This is a genomic window from Francisella sp. 19X1-34 (assembly GCF_041102755.1).
Taxonomy (GTDB): domain Bacteria; phylum Pseudomonadota; class Gammaproteobacteria; order Francisellales; family Francisellaceae; genus Francisella.
The window spans coordinates 1-21,070 of sequence record NZ_JBGCTX010000031.1; the positions used below are offsets into that span (position 1 = coordinate 1).

Sequence of the window (21,070 nt, forward strand, 5' to 3'; positions counted from 1 at the left end):
GGCTATAGTCATTTTTTAGACAAGAAATGTAGATTTTCAAAATTTACTCCAATTATTGCTTAGATTGCAACACTCCCTATATATAAAATCAAAAATTTATGGAAACATATCGTAGAGTTGTTGACTAGCTTGATTTAGCAGGAACTATTCTAGTGTTGTTACCTGAGATGTATACAGTTACCTGATCTCCTACTTTAAGGTTGTTATTATCTTCTTGTAATATTGCAAAAGTCTTTCCACTATTTAGCTTAATAGTGAACTGATATCCTTTTGATGATGTGATAGCCTCTTGTGTTGCACCACCTGCAATACCTCCAACTAAAGCACCACCTATAGACCCAGCGATGCTTGTAAATATATTACCACTACCAGCAAGAGCTCCACCAAGTCCTCCAGCTAGTCCACCAACTCTAGTACCGGCGTTATTAGAGCCTTTTATATTTACTTTTTGAATGTCTAATATCTTACCTTGTTCAACCTGAGATACTTGACCTACGGAGTTTGCAGAATAGCTTGGATCAGTGCTTGAGCAACTTGTTAAGAATATGCTCAATAGGAAGATAGTTAGATAGGTGTGCTTTTTCACAGATACTCCTTATTTTGAAAGTTTATTAGCAATCTCAGAGACTCTTTTTCCTAAGGTTTTACATATTTTTATCTCATCCTCTGACATTGTTTTATTTGGAGATAAAGTGTTTAGATGTGAAGCACCATAAGGAGTACCCCCTGTTTTAGTATGCTCAAGAGCTTGCTCACTATATGGTACACCAACGATTAGGCATCCATGGTGCATAAAAGGGATCATCATTGATAGTAAAGTACTCTCATGTCCTGCATGCATTCCAGAAGCAGCAGTGAAAAAACCGACAGGCTTACCTATAAGGCTACCTTTAAACCATAAATCGCTATTTATTTCTAAGAAATACTTAAGAGGTGATGCCATATTACCAAAGTATGCTGGACTACCTACGATAAGGCCATCACAGTTAGCCAAATCCTCTTTTGTAGCATATAGGTCGCCATCTTCTGGTATTATAGGATCAATTTTCTCGGTTTTTGCAGATATGTTTGGTACAGTGCGTATCGTTGCCGTAGCTCCTGTAGCTTCAACTCCTAGAGCTATTGTATGAGCCATTTTCTTTGTACTTCCACCTTGGCTGTAGTATAGTATTAATATGTTTTTCATGTTGTCTGTTCTATGTTTAGTATTCGATTGTGTAAAAAATATTTAATCATTTTCCAAAACTATTGGCTTTGGGTATTTAAGGAATATTTCCGTAAAGAGTGCCCAACAGTGGCAGCGTCTATAACATTAGCTAGTTTGTTTGCTATCGTACCAGCTTTTTTCATTATAATAAATATTTTGAATGCTTTTAATGCATTTAGTTCTCTTTCTGATAATATCCAGAACTTCTTATTTGATAATATGTTACCTGCAACGGCAACAACTGTTCAGCAATATATTACCTCTCTATCTGATAAGATGACGAGCTTGCCTGTTACTTCGGTTGTTGTCTTATTAGTGGTTATATTTTTAATGATCAAAAGATTGGAAATTACTTTAAATAAAATATTTTATGTAAATAAGCAGCGCCCAATGGTACAAAGCTTATTGGTTTATTGGGCTTTGATGACAATGGGACCATTATTAATGGGTTTTGTTTTTATCTCAACTACTTATATCATATCGATGACATGGTTTTTTAAAGGTGCTGGTATTGAGCAGTATTTATTAAATTTCTTATCACTTATTTTCTTAACAGGTGGTTTTTTTGTAGTTTATAAGATTCTGCCTAATACAAAAATTAACTCTAGAGTTGCATTATTTGCAGCATTTTTAGTAGCTATAGTTTTTTCAATGGCTAAGAAGATTTTCTCTTTGTATATGTTTTATGTACCTACATATTCTGTTATTTATGGTTCACTTTCTTTAATTCCGATATTTATTCTTTGGGTTTATATTACTTGGCATATAACACTGTTGGGTGCTGTTATGATTAGAGCTATGCAGTATATGAAGATTACCCTAGATTTTAAGAAAGAGGTAAAAAGAGACGATTTGAGTATAAGTGTTAATATTCTTAAAGATTTGCATATTGTACAAAGAGAACTCAAAAACGGTATGAGTATTTCTGATATATATAAGAGTGCTGCTGTTGCTGATTATGATAAAGTTAAGCAGGTTTTATATGATTTAGAAAAGGCAAATATTATCAGAATAACTGCTCAAGATATTTGCTACTTGAACTGTGATGTTTTTAATCTAAGCTTACATAAAGTATATTTAGCATTTAATCCAACAATTAACTTTAAAACTAGTTCAATTAGAAAGATTAATACGATAAAATCAGATCTGTATAAAGATCTCGATATAAAATTGTATGAATGTTTCTAAAAAGGTTACTATGAACTATGTTATTTAAATTTCTCGACTACTCAGCTCTTATAATAAATGTTTTATATACAATATATCTAGCTAGGCTAAAAGTGTGGTCATGGTCGTTAGGTATTGTAGGAGCTATAATATTACTTTTTCTATTTGCGATGAAAGGTACTTATTCGTTGGTATTATTACAAATTGTGTATGTGGTATTTTTTGGCTATGGTTGGTATAAATGGAGTACTCAGGGTATAGATAGCGATGATGTTATTAAATGGATGAAAGCTTCGGACTATTTTAGGTATATACTTTATACAATAGCATTATGTATATTTTGTTTAGCTTTTAACTATTTTACAGGCTCAGAAGATATTGTATCAACAGGCTTACTGACTGGGATTACATTTACCGCAATTATAATGACTATAGAGAAGTTTATGGAGAATTGGGTGATTTGGATAATTTCTGATCTATATTTTGTTTTTGTGATGTATCAGCAACAATTATATGGTCAAGTTTTACAAAACTTTATCTTTCTTCTTACCGCTATTTATGGATTTTATTTTTGGTATAAAAATTCAAAAGTTATCACGGAATCTGCGTAATGATTGTCAAAGTCGCATTAGCTGTGCCACCAGCATATGTGCTTGATTATAGTACTGATAAAAGTGATATTAGATTATTCGATCGAGTACTAGTCAATGTTGGTAAGCGCCAATTAATAGGTTTTATAATTGCCAAAAATATTGAGGTTGACTATGAAATTGAAAAGGTTAAACCAATATTCAAATTTATAGATAGCCCTATAAGATCTGACATACAAAATTTGATAACTTGGATTTCACAATATTACTGTTGTGATCTATACACTGCAATACGTTTAGCTTTACCAAATGATTTCTTTAAGAGTGAAATCATCAAACCTCAACAAGATACTTATGTATGTATTGATTTTAAAAATCTAGAAAATCATAAATTAACCTCTAAGCAACAAGAGTTAATTACTACTCTCAAACAAACTGGCTCTATTAAATATGAAGATCTAAAACAATTAGCTTCTATTTACGTTATTAATAAGCTTTTTGAAAAGAGTATTCTTAAAAAGTCATATAAGTTAAAAGAATCTATAAAAGGTATAAAGTACGATAAGCCTAAGGATTTATCTGAAGAGCAAAGTAATGTATTAAGCAGTATATTATCAGAAACAGGTTTTAATGTATTTTTACTTTATGGAGTTACCGGTAGTGGAAAAACAGAGATTTATCTGCAAGCTATAGACAAATATTTAGCGGATTCAAAGCAAGTGCTTGTAATGGTTCCAGAGATAAATTTGACTCCTCAGACAATAAAACGTTTTGAAAGTAGATTTCCTAATAAAAATATCGTTGCACTACATTCTAAATTAAGTGACAAGGCAAGACTTACTAATTGGTTAAAAATTAAACAAGGTGACGCAGATATTGTTATATCAACAAGAAGTGGAGTACTAACTGATTTTAAAGATTTAGGCATTGTTATCATTGATGAGGAACACGATAGCTCTTTTAAGCAACAAACGAGCAGTGTTAGGTATAACGCTCGCGATATTGCTATATTTAGAGCTAGCCAGTTAGGTATTCCTGTGATCTTAGGAAGTGCAACACCATCAATACAAAGCTACTATAATAGTTTGATTGGTAAGTATAAATTGCTTAAGTTACAAAATAGAGCATTAAATAATTATAAGACACCAATTCAACTTCTCGATTTAAAATCAAAAATTGTTGATAATGGAATTAGTAATACACTTTTTAATCTTTTAGAGCAGAATATCACAGCTCATCAGCAGTCTTTGATTTTTATAAATAAGTTAGGTTTTGCGAAAGCCTTAGTTTGCAATAGCTGTGGTGAGGCTGTTGAATGTGATAGGTGTGATAAACCTTATACTTTACATACTTATCCATATCAGTACTTAGAATGTCATTTCTGTGGCTCACGTAAACCTTTAGTAACGGTGTGTCCAAGTTGTAGTGAACAAGATTTATTTACTTATGGTACAGGCACAGAAAAGGTTCAATCTCGTTTAGAAGCCAAATTCCCATATAATAAAGTTGTTCGTTTTGATCGTTCAAATATAAAAACTATTAGTGACCTTCACAATATCAATCAGATGATTAATGATAATATGGTTGATATTATAGTTGGTACTCAGATGATCGCTAAAGGTCATCATTTTGAAAATATCACTTTAGTTGGTTTAATAAATATCGATGCAGGCTTATATAGTACTGATTTTCATGCAATTGAAAGAACAGCACAAATGATAATTCAAGTTTCAGGTAGAGCTGGAAGGGCTGATAAACCTGGTATAGTGTTGCTGCAAACGTATCAACCAGAAAATAAACTTTTAGACTTGTTAGTAAATAAGGATTATTTAGAGTTTCTTGATTATCTTTTGGAGCAAAGAAAGTATGCGAGTTATCCACCTTATACATACCAGGCTCAAATAATAGCTGAGTCGAAAAAAGAGCAAGAAATTTTAAATTTGCTAAATGATATATATTTAAAATTAAAAGACTGTGAAAATGTACAAGTATCAAAACCTTTGCCAGCATTACATTTAAAAAAGAATAATGTTTATCGCTATAGCTTGCTATTAACATCAAAAAAGCGTGCTGAAATAAATCTGCTGATAAAGTGGGTGAATCAAAATGTATGTTGTAATATCAAAAGTACGATTAAGGTCTATTTTGATATAGATCCTATTGAGTTGGGCTAGCTTTCTTTGCTATAGTCCATAAGAAGATTGCAAGAATACCTAAACAAATATAGATAATAGTTATCTCAGTTATATTTGTAAGTTCTATATATGAGAAAAATATTAATCCAACTCCTGTAAAAAACATTTTTATAGAACTTTGAACGGCACTGGCTACTCCTTTATTCTCTTTTAAGCTTTGCATACACATTGATAGTATTAAAGGTGCTGTAATACCACATAAAAATGCCGTACCTATTCCAAAAATTGCTATAGTAAAAATATTTGTATATATCAGTAATATCACACAAAATATTATAAAATAGATTAGATAAGCTTTAACTATAATATTAAGGATTTTCTCAGAAGAATATTTATAGAAAAAGCGTTGTAGCGAAAAGGCTCCACTAATCAGACTTAATGCATAAATACTGTTTATAAAGCCATTAGTTACAACATTAATATGCAAATTATTTAGTACGAAAGGCAGCATATTATAGAAACTTATGGAGTAAACATATACCAGCGCAGAAAAAAGACACATGGTAAAAAAATATTTATTTTTGAAGAAGTATAGATATTTGTTAATGGTATCTTTTAAATTTATTTTATACTTTATAACTCTTAGGGTCTCTGGCATCAAGCTAAGAATAAGTAAAAAAGCTACAATATTTATAAACATTAATGTAATTAAAGAGAATCTCCATGAACTAATCGATTGTATAAATGCTCCTAATACAGGCGCAATACATGGGGAGATTTGACTTGCTAGAGCGTATATTGAGAATGATTTTTTTAGTCTTTTTGAATTGTGTGCAACATCAGCGATTATAGATCTACTAATTACAGCACATCCAGCACTACCAATTGCAGTTGTTATTCTTCCTAAATAAAAAGAAATTATCTCTTGAGAAAATGCGGTTATCATTATTCCTAATATTGTTATACTTAGAGATATTAAAACGAGCTTTTTACGACCGTACCGATCACTTAAAAAACCATATGGTAATTGAAAAATTCCAAGGATAAGCATATATATAAGAACACTATTTTTGAGTATTGATTGTGATGTGTCAAAGTCTTTTTCTATATATGGTAAAGAAGGGCTTATAAAGTCTATAGACATTAGACCTACTAATAAGACCAAACAGCTAAAAATTAAAGAGACACGATATACTCTAAGCATAGCTTATTTATATAATTTGAGATATGTTTCATATGGTAACACAGTGGAAAATAATCTGTAAATGTTATAGATATTTCATTTAAATTACTTTGCTATGTTATATAGGCTATAGTTCAAAAATATTCGCAGTATAATGAAGTCTCAAATAATAGTATATATCTAAAATAGTTTTGTTAGAAAGACAAAAAGGAAGAAAGTCATATGGGTGTAGTATATGTTTATCTTTATATAATTAGCTTTATTGCTTCGCAGATTTTGGTTTATAAAATAGGGCAAAACTATAATGCTTTTTTTGTCTTGTTTCTAAGTTGTACGATAGCAATAATTTTTTTTAATTTTGTTGAGGCCTGCAAAGGAAAATTACGTCAAAATTTTAGTTTTGTATTTGGAGCAAAGAAGAAAGAATTTATTATAGTTTCAATATATGTTTCATTAATGTGGGTTTTTAGTTACCTTGCAACGGTAGAATCCTCAGCCCGATTTAGTATAACGGTAGATTTTCTTGCTGCTTTTGCCTATGTTAATCTTATATATAGAAAATTCTCATTATTAAATTTTATTGGCTCGAGTTTATCAATTATTACAATTATTCTTTGTATAGTATTTATGCCAGAGCATTCTGTGATGGGTGTTATTAGTGGTATTCTAACAGGTGTTTTTACAGGTATGTATCGTATTACTGCTTTTAATTTCTCTAGTAAATATAGTTTCTCTAGTACAGCTATACTTTCTATAAGACTCTTTTTCTTATGGGGGGTATCGTTATTGTTATGGTTGATTTTTGGTGATCATATTGTTGCAACTATTGACTCGATTGATTCTATAAGAATTATTCTAATATTTATTGTTATGGCTATGTTGGGAATGATTTTGCCTAGCTTTTTTAGTCAAGTTGCATTATATAAACTCAAGCCTTATATATATTCTCGGTTTGTTACTACCGTACCTGTTATTGTTCTTGTTTTTCAAGGTGTTGTTATGGATGATTGGAGTATTCCATCTTTTATTATCTGTCTAGTAGCTACTATTATTTTAAATTTAGAATCTCTATTAAAAGCTAAAGGGTAGTCATGAAATCTATATTAAAGAAGTATTATAATTTTCTATTTATACATTAGGGTGAAATTAGAATCACTAACTATGATTTGGTATATGCTTTAAAGATTTTTGGATTATTTTTTAACCATTGGTCAAATTGATTAGCTAGTTTTTTGCCATCTGCTGTTTTATTAAACATAAAAGCTTTAAAAGAGCTATTTTTGTCTATCTGTACAGGTATTTGGCATACTTGTGGGTTTATAGAGTGTTGATATTTTATTTCTACACTATCAGTAATCATTATATCAGGATGAATATTACCAAAACCACTAGTTACAGACTTCACTGCTTCTTTATTATCACTTATTATTAGAAGGTTCGCTTTTTTAAGGTTTTGTAATGCAAATTTTTCGTTAGTACCGCCTCTATTTTCAATGACTAAAGTTTTAGGGCTATCTATATCTTTGAAACTTTTATATTTACTTAGGTTTTTGCATGCTGTCATTGCTGCTTTTCTAAATACTTCTAAAGGAGTTGAGAATAAGAAATCTTTTTTACGTTGTGCAGTTATTGTCATCCCTCCTACGAAAACTTCAAATTTATTAGATTTAAGATCATCTGCAGCTGTTTTCCAAGTAGTTTTAACAAACTTAACTTTTTCATTGTTAGATTTAGCAAACTCTTTTATAAGCTGTATATCCTTGCCACTAAATGTGTGAGTTGTCTTATTGTAGTTGGAAAAAGGTAAATAATCTCCAGTGGTTCCTACAATGATATCACAGTAGCCGAATGTAAAAAGGAATACACTAAGAATTGATGTATAGAATAGTTTTTTCATAATAATTTAATATTTGATAATGTTTGATTACGAAATTCTATACCAATAGAGAGATAAAAAAAATATAAGATGGTAAAAAATTATGATTAGTCTTCTCTTTTATCCATTTTGCCTGCGACAAAGCAACCTATGCCAACCGCTACAAATGCAGAAACTATCCATACTAAATAAAACATAATAAATCTCCTTTGTTATTAGTACATTTCATGTGAGTTAGCTTTTATTTCTTCAGCAGATGTTCTACGACCATTTGCCCACATTTTCTTATATACAAAGAAAGTATAGCTAAATACTATCGGAAGTATTATAACAGCAGCTATAAGAATACCTATTAATGAAGTTTGGCTACTGCTAGCATTAAATATAGTCAAGCTATATTTGTAATCACCAACATTAGATACCATAACAAATGGGAATAGTGCAAAACCAACAGTCAATACAGCTCCAAGCAATGAAGCTAAACTTGCTAAGAATGCTGAACCATCCTTATCCTTATTGTTAAATATAATAACAAGGATAGCACCAACGAAAGCTAAAACAGGTGCAAACCACATCCAGATATGAGCATGGTTAAAGTTATAGTACCATGAATAGTCTGTTGTTATTTTACCTGCAGTATAAGCATGGTTTAAAGCATCTGAAGCATATGTAAAGCCAGGGCTAGTGCTATATTGATAACCCGGGATAAATGCTATCCAAACTGCAGCGATTATTAATAGTACTATATATATGATAGCTGTAACATTACTAATTTTTTTAAATCTGTCTCTTAGCACACCTTCTGTTCTAAGCTTTCCATAAGTTGAACCGTGCATTAATGCCATATTTAGAGCAAATATTCCAAATAGTAAAGCAAAAGGAGTTAACAGATCTAGTAGTGTAATCCACATAGACTGGTATTGACCATTTGTTACAGTACCGTAAACTAGTCTAGCTGTATCATCATAAGAGATTGGGAAACCAAGATATAGATTACCAACAGCAACACCCATAACAACTATAGGAATGATACTACCTAAAACAAGCATCCAGTCCCAGAAGTTTCTCCATTTATCGCTATCTATTTTCTTTCTGTACTCAAAAGCAGGAGGCCTTAAGAAAAGACCCCATAATACAGCCAATATTGCTATATATAGGCCTGAGAAGCTTGTAGCATAAACTTGTGGCCAAATAGCAAAAAGCGCACCACCAGCAGTAATAAACCAAACTTGAGAACCATCCCAAGTAGGGCCTACAGTATTTATAATAGCTCTTTTTTCATAGTTATCTTTACCAACAAATTTAGCAAGAATACCTATACCAAAGTCAAAACCAACTGTTGCAGCTACTAGGAATATAAGAACTCCAACAACTAGCCAAGAGATAATTTGTAAAACATCTAATAACATTTATCTCTCCTTATTTATCTTCGTTATTTTGTTCAAAATGATATTTACCAGAACCTAATGAGCTAGGGCCTAGTTTCGCATACTTGAACATTAAGAATAGCAATACTGCAAATAGAGAAGTATCTATTAGCAAGAATATCAGCATAGAAGTACCAATATCAGCAGCAGTTAAAGCTGATGAGCTTAAGCTAGTTGGAAGCTGATCATAAACAGTCCATGGTTGACGACCATGCTCAGTTACAAACCATCCACATAAGCATGCAATAAATGGTAGTGGAATTGACCAAGTCATTACTCTTAGGACAAATTTACTAAACTTAGTATTACCAAGAGAGTTTTTCGCCAGTAATACTAGTCCAACAAACATTAGAAGTAATAATAAGAAGCCAATTCCTACCATTATTCTAAATGTCCAGAAAATGCCCCATACATCAGGAACCATATTTGTAGCAACTTGTTTTACTACTTCTGGATTGTTAGCTAGTTTAGCAATTGTTCTTGAGTCAGCTTTACCATATTTCTCTTGAGCAACTTGAACAAGTAGTTTACCAAAGCCCATATATCTTTGATATTGAGGATTGTTATAGTTTGCATAGCTACTATCAGGAGTATCACCTTTGTGACCTGACTCTCTCCATTTTAGAAGATCGGCATAAGCAAGACCACCGTCTTTAATCATTACAGTTGCAGCAGGAACTTTCTCATATTTTTGAGGATTAGCAGCAGCTACAGCAGGAGAAACATCAGCTGTCTCACCTGTTTTGATATTTCTGTAATAAGCTAGATTAGGATTTCTCTTACCATTTACCATTTCTCCGTATAGAATAGCTTTAACACCAGGAACCTGAGCAGTTGTAGTGTGTGTTGCTATCAGACCAAGAGCCATAGGAATTTCTATGTTATAGTTGTTCTTTTGCTCTTCTTGATCTGGGAATCCTATAGCATTAAATGGCGCTGGAGTTGGAGAAGTATCCCACTCAGCTTCAATTGCAGCCATTTTTAATGGTTGTACTTTCCAAGCATCTTGTCCGTTAGCATCGCCAAAGAATATAGCCATAATACAAGCTACTATACCAAATCCTAAACCAACAGCTAAAGATCTCTTAGCAAAAGCAGTATCACGTCCTTTAAGTAGGTAGTATGCACTAATACCTATAACAAAAGTCGCACCAGTTGTATATCCAGCTGTAATTACATGGCCGAAGTTTGACTGAGCAGTAGAGTTTAAGAATACATCTAATAAACTAACTGTCTCCATTCTCATAGTTGAAGCTACAAACTCAGAACCTACTGGATGTTGCATATAACCATTAGCAACAAGAATTAGAAGTGCTGAGAAGCTTGAACCGATTGCTAAACAAAATGTTGAAAGTAAATGTTGTTTCTTTGAAAGTTTATCCCAACCAAAGAAGAATAAACCAGCAAAAGTTGACTCAAGCATAAATGCCGCCATACCTTCAATAGCTAGAGGAGTACCAAATATATCACCTACTGACTGTGAGTAGTATGACCAGTTGGTACCAAATTCAAATTCCATGGTTAGACCAGTGATAATCCCTAGAGCGAAGTTTATTCCAAGTAATTTACCCCAAAACTTCACCATATCTTTGTAAACTTCCTTACCTGTTCTTAAATACATTAGCTCCATTGTGAATAAAATCCACGTTAGACCTAAAGTTAAAGGAACAAATAAGAAGTGAAATGATGCTGTTAGACCAAACTGCAATCTTGCTAAGTCAACAGACATGAGCGTTGGTAACATAATGTTGCTTCTCCTTATGATATTCGAGTAACGAAAGGTTATTTTTTTATAAAAATAGAACGTTGGAAAGAAAAGTTTGCTTGTAGTTTGAGTAGCGACTTTTTCTAACCTTTAACTATACACGTAGATTGTAACATACAAATTGCTTAAATCAAAAACTAAATGTGCACGCAAAGCGTTGAAAACAAAGGATTTTGCTATACCGAAATGGTATAGTTTTGAGCTGAAATGCAGTGATAGCTTTATATTATTTCTAGGGATGATTATTTAATTAGATTTATCTTCTGAATAAATAATTTTTCATCAAATTCTTTTTTATCAATCTTTATGTATATAGCGTTCTCTTCTAGACATATCACAGATTCGTAAAGGCCTTTTTCTATCGTTATGATTTTTTTTAATTTTTCTGCTAATTCAGATGTTATTTTATCTAGCTTATAGACCCTTGTGTTTAGGTAGGTAGGTTCAGCCATTATCAATGTAACCAAAAACCATAAAAATGCTAGAATTGTACAGAATGTAAGAACTCCAGCGATGTTAAATTTATGAAAAATGATGCCTCCTAAGACTCCTCCGATGAATATACCAAAGAACTGGCAACTAGAAAAAATACCCATAGCAGTTCCTTTACTTCCAACTGGAGCAATTTTTGAAACCCATGAAGGTAGGCATGACTCTAAAAATGTAAATGCTGCAAAAAAGAGAGTAAGGATTAAACTTAGGATTATCGTATGTTGATAACCTACAATCAAAAGTCCTAAACAGATACTTAGAAGTAAAACAGCAATGATAAAGAACTTTCTCATTTTGTGTTGTGTCTCAGCAACCATAACAAATGGGAACATTACACTGAAAGATATAATTAGTACTGGAAGGTATATCAGCCACTGGTAGTCAGCAGATATCTTTAAGATGTTTGTTAGAATTGGCGGGATGACTATAAATAGTGCTGTAAGCGTTGCATGCAGTGTAAATATGCCGTAGTTGAGCTTTAGTAATTCTTTATGAGTTATTATGTCTTTGATAAGTGTTAAAACAGGTTTTGCTTCATGGTGAAAGCTAGGGGTTTTTGGAGTAGGTATTTTTGTCAAGATAAATATACTGATACCACCACATACTGCAGTTAGCCAGAAAATACCTGATAGCCCAATAATACTATTTAATATCGAGCTTATCATCATAGCTATTAAAAATGAAAATCCAATAGACATGCCAATTAATGACATTGCTTTAAGGCGATTCTCTTCTTTTGTGGAGTCTGCAACCAGAGCTGTTAATGTACTTCCTATTGCGCCAGCACCTTGTATTGCACGGCCAATAATTATTCCATAAATACTAGATGAGCATGCTGCGACTATACTACCAATAATAAAAAACACTAAGCCAACCAGTATGATCGGTTTACGACCAAACTTGTCTGATAAGATACTAAGTACAATTTGTAGCATAGCTTGGCTTAGCCCATATATGCCAAGAGCTAAACCTATTAGAAAAGGTGTCGCATATTGTAGGTTATTAATATATAAGCTAAATATCGGGAAAATAATAAACAGTCCAATCATCCTAAAACCATATATTAAAGAGATATTTATAGTAGTTCTTAATTCTTTGTTATACATATAAATTATTTATCATAATAAAAATATTGATGAGTATAGCGAATATGTCTCCGTATTCAAATACTAAAAAATTTATTAATTAATGAATTTTTTTTCGTATTTATGTAATATGGAGATATCTACTTAGTAGAAAACATGTTTAGTGATTAAACGATTTATATGTAACTGTAATTCATAAGGGAATGTATTAATGAACTGGAAAAAATACTTACTAATATTTACAAGTATAGTAGCAATGCTGTCTTTATCTGGTTGTAAAGGAGGTATTTGGAATCCAATGGGTGTGATCACATCGCAAGAGAAACATTTGCTAATATTTGCAACTGTTCTTATGCTCTTTGTGGTTATTCCGGTTATTATTTTGACACTGTGGTTTGCTTGGAAGTATAGGGATGGTGCTGACTCTGAGTATAAACCGACTTGGAGCCATAGTAATAAACTAGAGATAATCTGTTGGGGTGTGCCATTTGTAATAATCTTGATATTATCAATTGTTACATGGAAAACGACACATACACTTAGCCCTTATAAGCCATTAGAGTCAGATAAAAAGCCAATAGAAATAGATGTGGTTGCTTTAAACTGGAAATGGATGTTTATATATCCGGAGTATGATATAGCCACTGTTAACTATATACAGATACCTAAAGATCGCCCGGTTAACTTTAAGATAACTTCAGCTGCTCCAATGAACTCATTCTTTATACCTGAGCTAGCAGGACAGATATATGCAATGACAGGTATGACAACACAATTACATGTAATAGCTAAACATGAAGGTAAATTTAGAGGATTCTCTGCTAATTATACAGGTATAGGTTTTGCTGAGATGCAGTTTTATGCCAAAGTGACTAATCAAGCTGACTTTAACAAATGGGTTAAAGAAGTTAAAGATGGTAAACACCAAACATTGACATGGAATTACTTCTGGAAGGATCTTGTAAAAGACTCTATAAATAACCCAGTGGCATATTACTCTCATGTTGATAAGAATTTATTTAACCATATTGTTATGTCATATATGATGCCAAATTATAAGCCAGAAAATATGGCTAATGCGATGCCAATGCATCATGGACATGCAATGCATAATAGTAGTATGCATCATCATTAGTATGTAATTAGTAAAATAGTAGTAGTTTATAAATAGGAGAAAAATATGCTAGAAGCATTAATTGGGAAGCTAAGTAATCCTCATTTAGTATTTCCATACCTATATGAACCAGTAAGCCAGCAGTTAATTATACTTGTGATGTTTATTGGTGTTGTATTTGCAGGTGTGGTGCTAGTTGGTGGGCTTACTTATTTTAAAAAGTGGGGTTACTTATGGAGAGAATGGTTTACAACTGTTGATCATAAGAAAATAGGTACGATGTATACCATCGTGGCATTGGTTATGATGTTTCGTGGTTTTGTAGATGCTGCGATGATGAGAACTCAACAAGCATTAGCCTCAGGTGATAGTACAGGTTATCTAATTCCAGAGCATTTTGATCAAATTTTTACGGCTCATGGCGTGATTATGATCTTTTTTGTAGCTATGCCTTTAGTCTTTGCGTTAATGAACTGGGTTATTCCGCTTCAAATTGGTGCTAGAGACGTAGCTTTCCCATATATGAACTCTTTGAGTTTTTGGTTATTTGTTGTCGGAGCTATGCTAATAAACGTTTCTTTGTTGGTAGGTGACTTTGCGCATGCTGGATGGCTTGCTTATCCACCTTTTTCAGAGATGACCTATAGTCCGACCGTTGGAACCGATTATTATATATGGGGGCTACAAATATCTGGTATTGGTTCACTAATGACAGGTATTAACTTTTTTGTAACAATTATCAAAATGCGCTGCAAGGGAATGACTTTAATGAAAATGCCTATATTTACATGGGCATCTTTCTGTTCGGTTATCCTAGTAATAGCAGCATTCCCTGTGTTAACAGTGACTTTGACGTTATTAACATTAGATAGATATTTTGGCACGCACTTCTTTACAGTTTCTGGAGGTGGTGATCAAATGATGTATGTGAACCTTATTTGGATATGGGGACACCCTGAGGTTTATATTCTTGTATTACCTATGTTTGGGGTATTTTCTGAAGTTGCGGCAACTTTCTCTAAGAAGCCGTTATTTGGATATACAACAATGGTTTGGGCTAGTATAGCTATTACTATATTGTCATTTACAGTTTGGCTTCATCATTTCTTTACAATGGGAGCTAGTGCGAATGTTAATGCTTTCTTCGGAATTATGACAATGATTATTGCAATTCCAACAGGGGTTAAGATCTTTAACTGGTTATTTACTATGTATAAAGGTCGTATAACATTTGCAACGCCTATGATGTGGCTTGTTGGTTTTATGATAGTTTTCTCAGTAGGTGGGATGACAGGTGTATTATTGTCAGTTCCAGGTGTTGATTTCCAAATGCATAATAGTGTCTTTTTGATTGCTCACTTTCATAACGTTATTATTGGTGGTGTTGTATTTGGTGCGTTTGCGGGTCTTACCTTCTGGTTTCCAAAAGTATTTGGCTTTAAGTTAAATGAGCGTTTAGGTAAATGTGCGTTCTGGTGTTGGTTGATAGGTTTCTTTGTTGCATTCATGCCTTTATATATATTAGGTATGATGGGTATGACAAGAAGACTATATCACTACTCAGCATCAACAGGTTATCAACCATTACTAATTGTTGCATGGGTTGGTGCAATGATTATTGGATTAGGTATCTTATTCCAAGTTCTTCAAATTCTTGTAAGTATCAAGGATAGAGAAAAGAATCGTGTTGGTTCAGATGCTTGGGGTTATGGACGTACTTTAGAATGGGGTATTCCATCACCTGTGCCTTTTTATAACTTCTCGCATGATCCCGTTGTTGAAGAGCGCGATGCTTATTGGGATCATAAAGAAAAAGGTCTAGGGGTTGATAATAAACCACTTACTGACGATAAAAAATACGAAGATATTCATATGCCAAGAAATACCTCTGTAGGAGTTATTATTGGAGCATTTAGTTTTGTATTTGGTTTTGCTGCAGTGTGGCATATCTGGTGGCTAGTAGCTGTAGGTGTTGTAGGTATGATAGGTACAGTTCTATATAGATCATTTGATTATGATATTGATTACTACGTAAAAGCTGATGAAGTTAAAGATGTTGAAGGTAAATATAATCAACAAGGAGAGTTACACGTATGAGTACAGTAACTGCAGATAATCATCACCACGAACATCATTTTGATGGTTCTAAGAGTGTGTTCGGTTTTTGGATTTATATAATGAGTGATTGTGTGCTTTTTGCAACACTATTTGCAGTGTTTGCAGTTTTTCATGAGCACACTTTTGGCGGAGTAGCATCGCACGAGATTTTTAATCTACCTTTTGTATTTGTTGAGACTATGCTTCTACTAGTAAGTAGTTTCACATTTGGTTTAGCAATGCTTAATCGAAACTCTGATAATATTAATACTGTTATAAAATTCTTATGGATAACCTTCTTTTTAGGTTTAGGCTTTATCTGTATGGAAGTTTATGAGTTTTATGAATTAGTGTTGGAAGGTCATACTTGGTCATCAAGTGCATTTTTGTCATCATTCTTTGTGCTTGTTGGAACTCATGGATTGCATGTGACAATGGGACTTTTATGGATTGTGAGTATGATATTTCAGCTTAAAAAGTATGGTATGAATCCTATGGCTAAAACAAAACTAACTTATCTTGGTTTATTTTGGCACTTCTTAGATATTGTATGGATATTCGTATTCTCAATAGTTTACTTATTAGGAGCAGTATAATATGGCTAAAGAACACTTATATGATCAAGATACTGGCGCAGCATATGGTACTTATAAGAGCTATATAATGGGGTTTGTATTATCAATAATAACTACAACAATAGCTTTTGTACTTGTTGGCTTTAGTTTATTACCACCTGTTGCATTATGTATTGCAGTAGCGGTTTTAGCTATTGCACAGCTTTTTATTCAGTTAGTATACTTTCTTCATCTAAATACGGACTCTAAGGCTCGCTGGAATTTGGTGAGTGCTATATTTGCAGCTATTATCGTAGTGATAGTAGTTGCAGGTACTATGTGGATCATGTTTGATTTATACGACATGATGATGTGATTCATTTAACCAGCTTTCCTTTTTACTATGTCTTTTAAAAAATATTTTCAATTATCTAAGCCAGGTATTATCTTTGGCAACCTTATTACTCTAACTGGAGGCTTTTTATTAGCAACACATAGAGAAATTGGTTTTGAGCATTTAGCGTTATTTTTCTATGTAATGATAGGTGTTGCTTTGATGATAGCAGCAGGTTGTGTCTTTAATAATATTTATGATAAAGATATTGATAGTACTATGGCACGTACAAAAAACCGCCCGTTAATTACTGGAGATATTTCAGTTATACAAGCAACTATTTATGGTTCAGCATTGTTGATACTTAGCTGTGTGGTTTTATACTATCTTGTTAACCCTTTGACTCTATGGATTATTATAATTGGTTTTATCGTATATGTAGGTGTTTATACAGTATCTAAACGTATTACTATTCATGCTACCGTGTTAGGAGGCATCTCTGGTGCTATCCCTCCAGTAGCTGGCTATACTGCAGTTGTTAATGGCTTAGATTATAATGCTTTAGCTTTGTTCCTTATTTTATTTTTTTGGCAGATACCACATTCATTTGCTATAGCTATGTTATATATGGATGATTATAAAAAAGTATCTCTGCCAATGTTACCTTTAGTCAAAGGTGTTAGTTATACCAAGAAAATAATGTTGGTGTATCTAGTGTTATTTGTCTTATCGTGTAGCTTACCAATGTTACTAGGAACAGCAGATTTATTATCTTTTGCGTTTTGTATGTTTATATCTTTATATTGGTTATATAAGTCTATTAAGTCTTATATTAATGATGAGGATAGAGTTTTTGCAAAAACAGTTTTTAAGTTCTCTATTATAGTGATTACAGTGATTTGTCTAACTTTTGGTTAAAAAACTAATCACCAACACCAAAGTCAGTATTATCAACAAGTATTTCAAATTGAGGATCATTAAAAAGATCTTTATATTCTGTTAAAAACCATTTCTTTAGGCCTTCATCAGCTTTTATATGAGTAGTATTATTAACGTACAAATTAAGAGTAGTATGCTTAAAGTAATCTTTTGCTATTTGAATATCCTTTTTGATGATTTCTTTTGTTTGACCTTGGACACCTATTAACAGGCAAACAGAGTCAAACAACTTACTTAGTTGCTCGGGGGAGTTGTGGTGAAAACCTTTATTTAATAACTTTTCTCTAAAGTTATAATCAAAACTTTCAAGGCCCGTTTTTATAAAGATCTCAGTTTCAAAGATATCTTTGATTTTATGAAGGTGATCCTTATACATCCAGTGAGCTTCGACAAAAAGAAGTTCTATGCTTTTTTCCTTTATGATTTCTCTAATACGATTTTTTGTTTGTAAGGGTAACTCAAAAACATTACCAGAGTTTATAATTTCTAATATACCAAACTCACCGGTTACATTTTCGAGCACTTCGAAATTTATACTGTTTATCTCATTAATATTTTTAGAGTTATCTAGAATATAATCACAAAATGTACACTTACCATAAGCACATGGACGACTTTTTAAAAGAACAATTTCACGTTTGTATTTATGTACGTCAGTGATCTTATTGTAGCGTTGCATTACTTGATATACTCCTGTGCTTGAACTAAAGCAAGCTCATCAGTATCTAACTCGTGTGTAACTCTGAAAATGCCATCTAAGCATTCGGTAACTGATTGTAAGGTACTTTCAAGGCTTTTACCTTTTAGTAAGTAGCTAAGAAATATCGCTGCTGTGATATCACCTGAGCCACTAACTTTAGGTTGGACTTTGTACTTAGGAGATTCCAAGTGCGAGAAGCTACCATTATTATATATAGCTATACCAGTAGTTGAGCTACTAAAAGACACGCTAGTTACTATAATTATTAGTTTATTATTTTTAGTTAGCTTGATTAGTTTCTCACATGCTTTTGGGATATCATCATAATTTTTAATCTTAGTATTACTAAGTATGCTTAACTCAAATAAGTTCGGTGTGATAATATCTGCTAATGGCAGTAAGTATTCTAAGAAAATATTAGGATGATCTTTAGAAGCAAAAATATGACCATCTTCTTGATCATCATATTTATCGCCAAAAACAGGATCACAGCAGTATAAACTATTTGGATTTTCTTCTTTAAGCTCTAGAACCGTATTAGCAATAACTTTTGCAACTTCAAGATCACCAATATATCCAGATAAGATAGCATCTTGCTTAGCTAAAAAATTATTAGCTATCATTCCATCTATAACATTTTGTATATCATTTGCATTAAAAAAAGAGCCTTTAAAAAAGTCATACTGAGTATGGTTTGAAAGCTGGACTGTGTATATAGGGGATACATCTATCCCAAGTTTTTGCATAGGAAATACAGCTGCTTTGTTTCCTGCATAGCCATATGCAACGTGAGACTGTATAGAAAGTACGCGAGGTGTTTTAACAGACATTAATTATAGGCCTAAGTTTGTTCTTATATTTGCAAGTAAATCAACAGATGCTTGTTTGTCACCAAGCTTACCAATTTTAATAAATATGTTGATTGTGTTATTACTGCCTTTAACTATTCTAACATCGAAATTATCAGTTCCTGATTTGTTAAAGAAGTTCTTATCTGTTGCAAATGTACCAGAAACATCAGCAGACCTATCATGTATAGAGCTTTTAGTAATGTTATAGATTTTAGTATTATTTAAAGCTAATTTTGTAGCATCAAAAACGCTACTTACGCTTGAGTTGTCTATTTGAGCAGAGAAAGTACCATTTACAAATCTGACAATAGAGTCTCCAGTATTATTTAGATCGTTAGATAAGCTAGCATTGTTTGAGCAGCTTGCAAGAGCAGAAGCAGCTAATATACCTATTGTCAAAAGTTTAATTTTTTTCATTTTGCTATACTCCTTTATAGTTATCCATAAGAATTTTATAACAGTATTTGTTTTTTGTAAATTAACTATATAATGTTTAAAACCTTGAAAAAGTAGTAATAGCCCCTATACTTCTAATCAAGTGATTTATGATTTTAGGAGGACCTAGATGTCTGTTTATAGTGAGTTTGGAGAATTATTAGAGTTTTTAAATAATCGTGTTGTAGGTCAAGAAAACTTAAATAAACGCTTACTTATAGCTTTGTTGGCAGGTGGTCATCTTCTTGTAGAAGGTGCTCCAGGTCTAGCTAAAACTACAGCAATTAAAACATTATCTGAGAGTATAGACTGCTCGTACCATAGGGTTCAGTTTACTCCAGATCTTCTGCCTGCAGATTTGACAGGTACAGAAATATATGTTCCTCAGCAGCAGACCTTTGAGTTCCAGTCTGGACCATTATTTCATAATTTACTTTTAGCTGATGAGATAAACAGAGCTCCAGCAAAAGTACAATCTGCATTACTTGAGGCAATGGGTGAAAAGCAAATAACAGTTGGTAAACAAACATATCCACTATCTGATTTGTTTATGGTAATGGCGACACAAAACCCAATTGAGCAAGAGGGGACTTATCCGCTACCTGAAGCGCAGCTAGATAGATTTATGATGTTTGTTAAAATTGAATATCCTGATCCTGCTACTGAAGCAAAAATTTTAGCTATAAGTAGGGGTGAAGCATTAGGACATAAACTAGATCATCCTAATATTCATCAAGAGACTATTTTTAGGGCGCAGCAAGAAGTTCTGAATATAAAAGTTTCTGAGGCTGTTGAGCAATATATTATTCAACTGATATTAGCTACCAGAGATCCTTCAAAATATAATCAAAATATCAAAAAATGGATTGCATTTGGTTCTAGCCCTAGAGGAACAATTGCTTTAGATAGAGCAGCAAGAGCACATGCTTGGCTTATTGGTCATGATTATGTCTCACCAAGTGATATTCATGAAGTCGTCTATGAGGTGTTACGTCATAGAATACTTTTGACTTTTGAAGCTGAGGTTGATGGAGTAACAACCGATGATGTTATTACAGAGTTATTAAAGGTTGTGCCAATACCATAAATCTATAGCTTTAGAGTCTAAGGCAAGCCGTA

21 protein-coding genes are annotated in these 21,070 nt (G+C 32.6%); 10 read left to right on the forward strand and 11 right to left on the reverse strand.

The features are described 5' to 3' along the window. Nucleotides 1–124: 124 nt before the first annotated feature. The gene (locus tag AB8E56_RS06330) at nucleotides 125–586 is read right to left on the reverse strand and encodes a hypothetical protein (RefSeq protein ID WP_329479225.1); all 462 of its coding nucleotides are present in this window, start codon (nucleotides 584–586) and stop codon (nucleotides 125–127) included. A 9-nt stretch (nucleotides 587–595) separates the two neighbouring features. Further along, nucleotides 596–1,186 carry an NAD(P)H:quinone oxidoreductase gene (wrbA, locus tag AB8E56_RS06335; protein ID WP_329479227.1) on the reverse strand — a complete coding sequence of 197 codons (591 nt, stop codon included), beginning with the start codon at nucleotides 1,184–1,186 and terminating at the stop codon, nucleotides 596–598. 12 nt (nucleotides 1,187–1,198) lie between these two features. Here wrbA and AB8E56_RS06340 point away from each other — a divergent pair, with 12 nt between their 5' ends. From AB8E56_RS06340 to priA, 3 genes are read left to right on the forward strand one after another with little or no spacing between them, the layout of a single operon-like run. Then, nucleotides 1,199–2,395 (forward strand): YhjD/YihY/BrkB family envelope integrity protein, encoded by a 1,197-nt coding sequence (locus AB8E56_RS06340; protein ID WP_329479229.1) that lies wholly within the window; start codon nucleotides 1,199–1,201, stop codon nucleotides 2,393–2,395. Nucleotides 2,396–2,412: 17 nt separating this feature from the next. Next, a complete protein-coding gene (pnuC, locus tag AB8E56_RS06345) occupies nucleotides 2,413–2,985 on the forward strand; it encodes a nicotinamide riboside transporter PnuC (RefSeq protein ID WP_329479231.1) in 573 nt (190 codons plus the stop codon). Beyond that, nucleotides 2,985–5,138 carry a primosomal protein N' gene (priA, locus tag AB8E56_RS06350; RefSeq protein ID WP_329479233.1) on the forward strand — a complete coding sequence of 718 codons (2,154 nt, stop codon included), beginning with the start codon at nucleotides 2,985–2,987 and terminating at the stop codon, nucleotides 5,136–5,138. The genes pnuC and priA overlap by 1 nt, the downstream gene beginning before the upstream one ends. Here priA and AB8E56_RS06355 read toward each other — a convergent pair. Further along, nucleotides 5,122–6,303 carry an MFS transporter gene (locus AB8E56_RS06355; RefSeq protein WP_329479235.1) on the reverse strand — a complete coding sequence of 394 codons (1,182 nt, stop codon included), beginning with the start codon at nucleotides 6,301–6,303 and terminating at the stop codon, nucleotides 5,122–5,124. The two genes, priA and AB8E56_RS06355, sit on opposite strands and share 17 nt — an antisense overlap. Nucleotides 6,304–6,504: 201 nt before the next feature. On the opposite strand from AB8E56_RS06355, the gene AB8E56_RS06360 reads away from it, so the two are divergent. After that, entirely contained in the window at nucleotides 6,505–7,371 is an 867-nt protein-coding gene (locus tag AB8E56_RS06360) for a hypothetical protein (protein ID WP_329479237.1), read from the forward strand. A gap of 70 nt (nucleotides 7,372–7,441) precedes the next feature. Here the strand turns inward: AB8E56_RS06360 and AB8E56_RS06365 are convergent, their stop codons facing one another. The 5 genes from AB8E56_RS06365 to AB8E56_RS06385 all read right to left on the reverse strand — a co-directional run bounded on the left by AB8E56_RS06365 (nucleotide 7,442) and on the right by AB8E56_RS06385 (nucleotide 12,948). Beyond that, nucleotides 7,442–8,179 carry a transporter substrate-binding domain-containing protein gene (locus AB8E56_RS06365; protein ID WP_329479239.1) on the reverse strand — a complete coding sequence of 246 codons (738 nt, stop codon included), beginning with the start codon at nucleotides 8,177–8,179 and terminating at the stop codon, nucleotides 7,442–7,444. An 86-nt stretch (nucleotides 8,180–8,265) separates the two neighbouring features. Continuing rightward, nucleotides 8,266–8,355: a cytochrome bd oxidase small subunit, CydX/CbdX family gene (locus tag AB8E56_RS06370; protein WP_192577131.1), complete on the reverse strand. Its 90-nt coding sequence runs from the start codon at nucleotides 8,353–8,355 to the stop codon at nucleotides 8,266–8,268. Between the two features lie 18 nt (nucleotides 8,356–8,373). Continuing rightward, nucleotides 8,374–9,567 carry a cytochrome d ubiquinol oxidase subunit II gene (gene cydB, locus AB8E56_RS06375; RefSeq protein WP_329479241.1) on the reverse strand — a complete coding sequence of 398 codons (1,194 nt, stop codon included), beginning with the start codon at nucleotides 9,565–9,567 and terminating at the stop codon, nucleotides 8,374–8,376. A 10-nt stretch (nucleotides 9,568–9,577) separates the two neighbouring features. Continuing rightward, nucleotides 9,578–11,329, reverse strand: coding sequence for a cytochrome ubiquinol oxidase subunit I (locus AB8E56_RS06380; protein WP_329479243.1), 1,752 nt, complete (start codon nucleotides 11,327–11,329; stop codon nucleotides 9,578–9,580). Between the two features lie 263 nt (nucleotides 11,330–11,592). After that, nucleotides 11,593–12,948, reverse strand: coding sequence for an MFS transporter (locus tag AB8E56_RS06385; RefSeq protein WP_329479245.1), 1,356 nt, complete (start codon nucleotides 12,946–12,948; stop codon nucleotides 11,593–11,595). 190 nt (nucleotides 12,949–13,138) lie between these two features. Between AB8E56_RS06385 and cyoA the strand changes: the two genes are divergently transcribed. The 5 genes from cyoA to cyoE are packed head-to-tail and all read left to right on the forward strand — an operon-like array spanning nucleotide 13,139 to nucleotide 17,944. After that, complete coding sequence (gene cyoA, locus AB8E56_RS06390; protein ID WP_329479247.1) at nucleotides 13,139–14,062, forward strand: ubiquinol oxidase subunit II; 924 nt, start codon at nucleotides 13,139–13,141, stop codon at nucleotides 14,060–14,062. Between the two features lie 45 nt (nucleotides 14,063–14,107). After that, on the forward strand, nucleotides 14,108–16,138 hold the full coding sequence (gene cyoB / locus AB8E56_RS06395) for a cytochrome o ubiquinol oxidase subunit I (RefSeq protein WP_329479249.1): 2,031 nt from the start codon (nucleotides 14,108–14,110) through the stop codon (nucleotides 16,136–16,138). Further along, nucleotides 16,135–16,734, forward strand: a complete 600-nt coding sequence (cyoC, locus tag AB8E56_RS06400; protein ID WP_192577137.1) for a cytochrome o ubiquinol oxidase subunit III — start codon at nucleotides 16,135–16,137, stop codon at nucleotides 16,732–16,734. Before cyoB ends, cyoC begins: the two co-directional genes overlap by 4 nt. Before the next feature lies 1 nt (nucleotide 16,735). Continuing rightward, on the forward strand, nucleotides 16,736–17,068 hold the full coding sequence (gene cyoD / locus AB8E56_RS06405) for a cytochrome o ubiquinol oxidase subunit IV (RefSeq protein ID WP_329479251.1): 333 nt from the start codon (nucleotides 16,736–16,738) through the stop codon (nucleotides 17,066–17,068). A gap of 27 nt (nucleotides 17,069–17,095) precedes the next feature. Next, entirely contained in the window at nucleotides 17,096–17,944 is an 849-nt protein-coding gene (gene cyoE, locus AB8E56_RS06410; protein ID WP_329479254.1) for a heme o synthase, read from the forward strand. Nucleotides 17,945–17,948: 4 nt separating this feature from the next. Here cyoE and AB8E56_RS06415 read toward each other — a convergent pair whose 3' ends face one another. The 3 genes from AB8E56_RS06415 to AB8E56_RS06425 are packed head-to-tail and all read right to left on the reverse strand — an operon-like array spanning nucleotide 17,949 to nucleotide 19,933. Beyond that, a complete protein-coding gene (locus tag AB8E56_RS06415) occupies nucleotides 17,949–18,644 on the reverse strand; it encodes a radical SAM protein (RefSeq protein WP_329479256.1) in 696 nt (231 codons plus the stop codon). Beyond that, nucleotides 18,644–19,495 carry a pyridoxal kinase gene (pdxY, locus tag AB8E56_RS06420; protein ID WP_329479258.1) on the reverse strand — a complete coding sequence of 284 codons (852 nt, stop codon included), beginning with the start codon at nucleotides 19,493–19,495 and terminating at the stop codon, nucleotides 18,644–18,646. Before pdxY ends, AB8E56_RS06415 begins: the two co-directional genes overlap by 1 nt. A 3-nt stretch (nucleotides 19,496–19,498) precedes the next feature. Further along, complete coding sequence (locus tag AB8E56_RS06425) at nucleotides 19,499–19,933, reverse strand: DUF3568 family protein (RefSeq protein ID WP_329479260.1); 435 nt, start codon at nucleotides 19,931–19,933, stop codon at nucleotides 19,499–19,501. 148 nt (nucleotides 19,934–20,081) lie between these two features. Here AB8E56_RS06425 and AB8E56_RS06430 point away from each other — a divergent pair, with 148 nt between their 5' ends. Continuing rightward, nucleotides 20,082–21,038 (forward strand): MoxR family ATPase, encoded by a 957-nt coding sequence (locus AB8E56_RS06430; protein WP_329479262.1) that lies wholly within the window; start codon nucleotides 20,082–20,084, stop codon nucleotides 21,036–21,038. The last annotated feature ends 32 nt before the right edge of the window (nucleotides 21,039–21,070 follow it).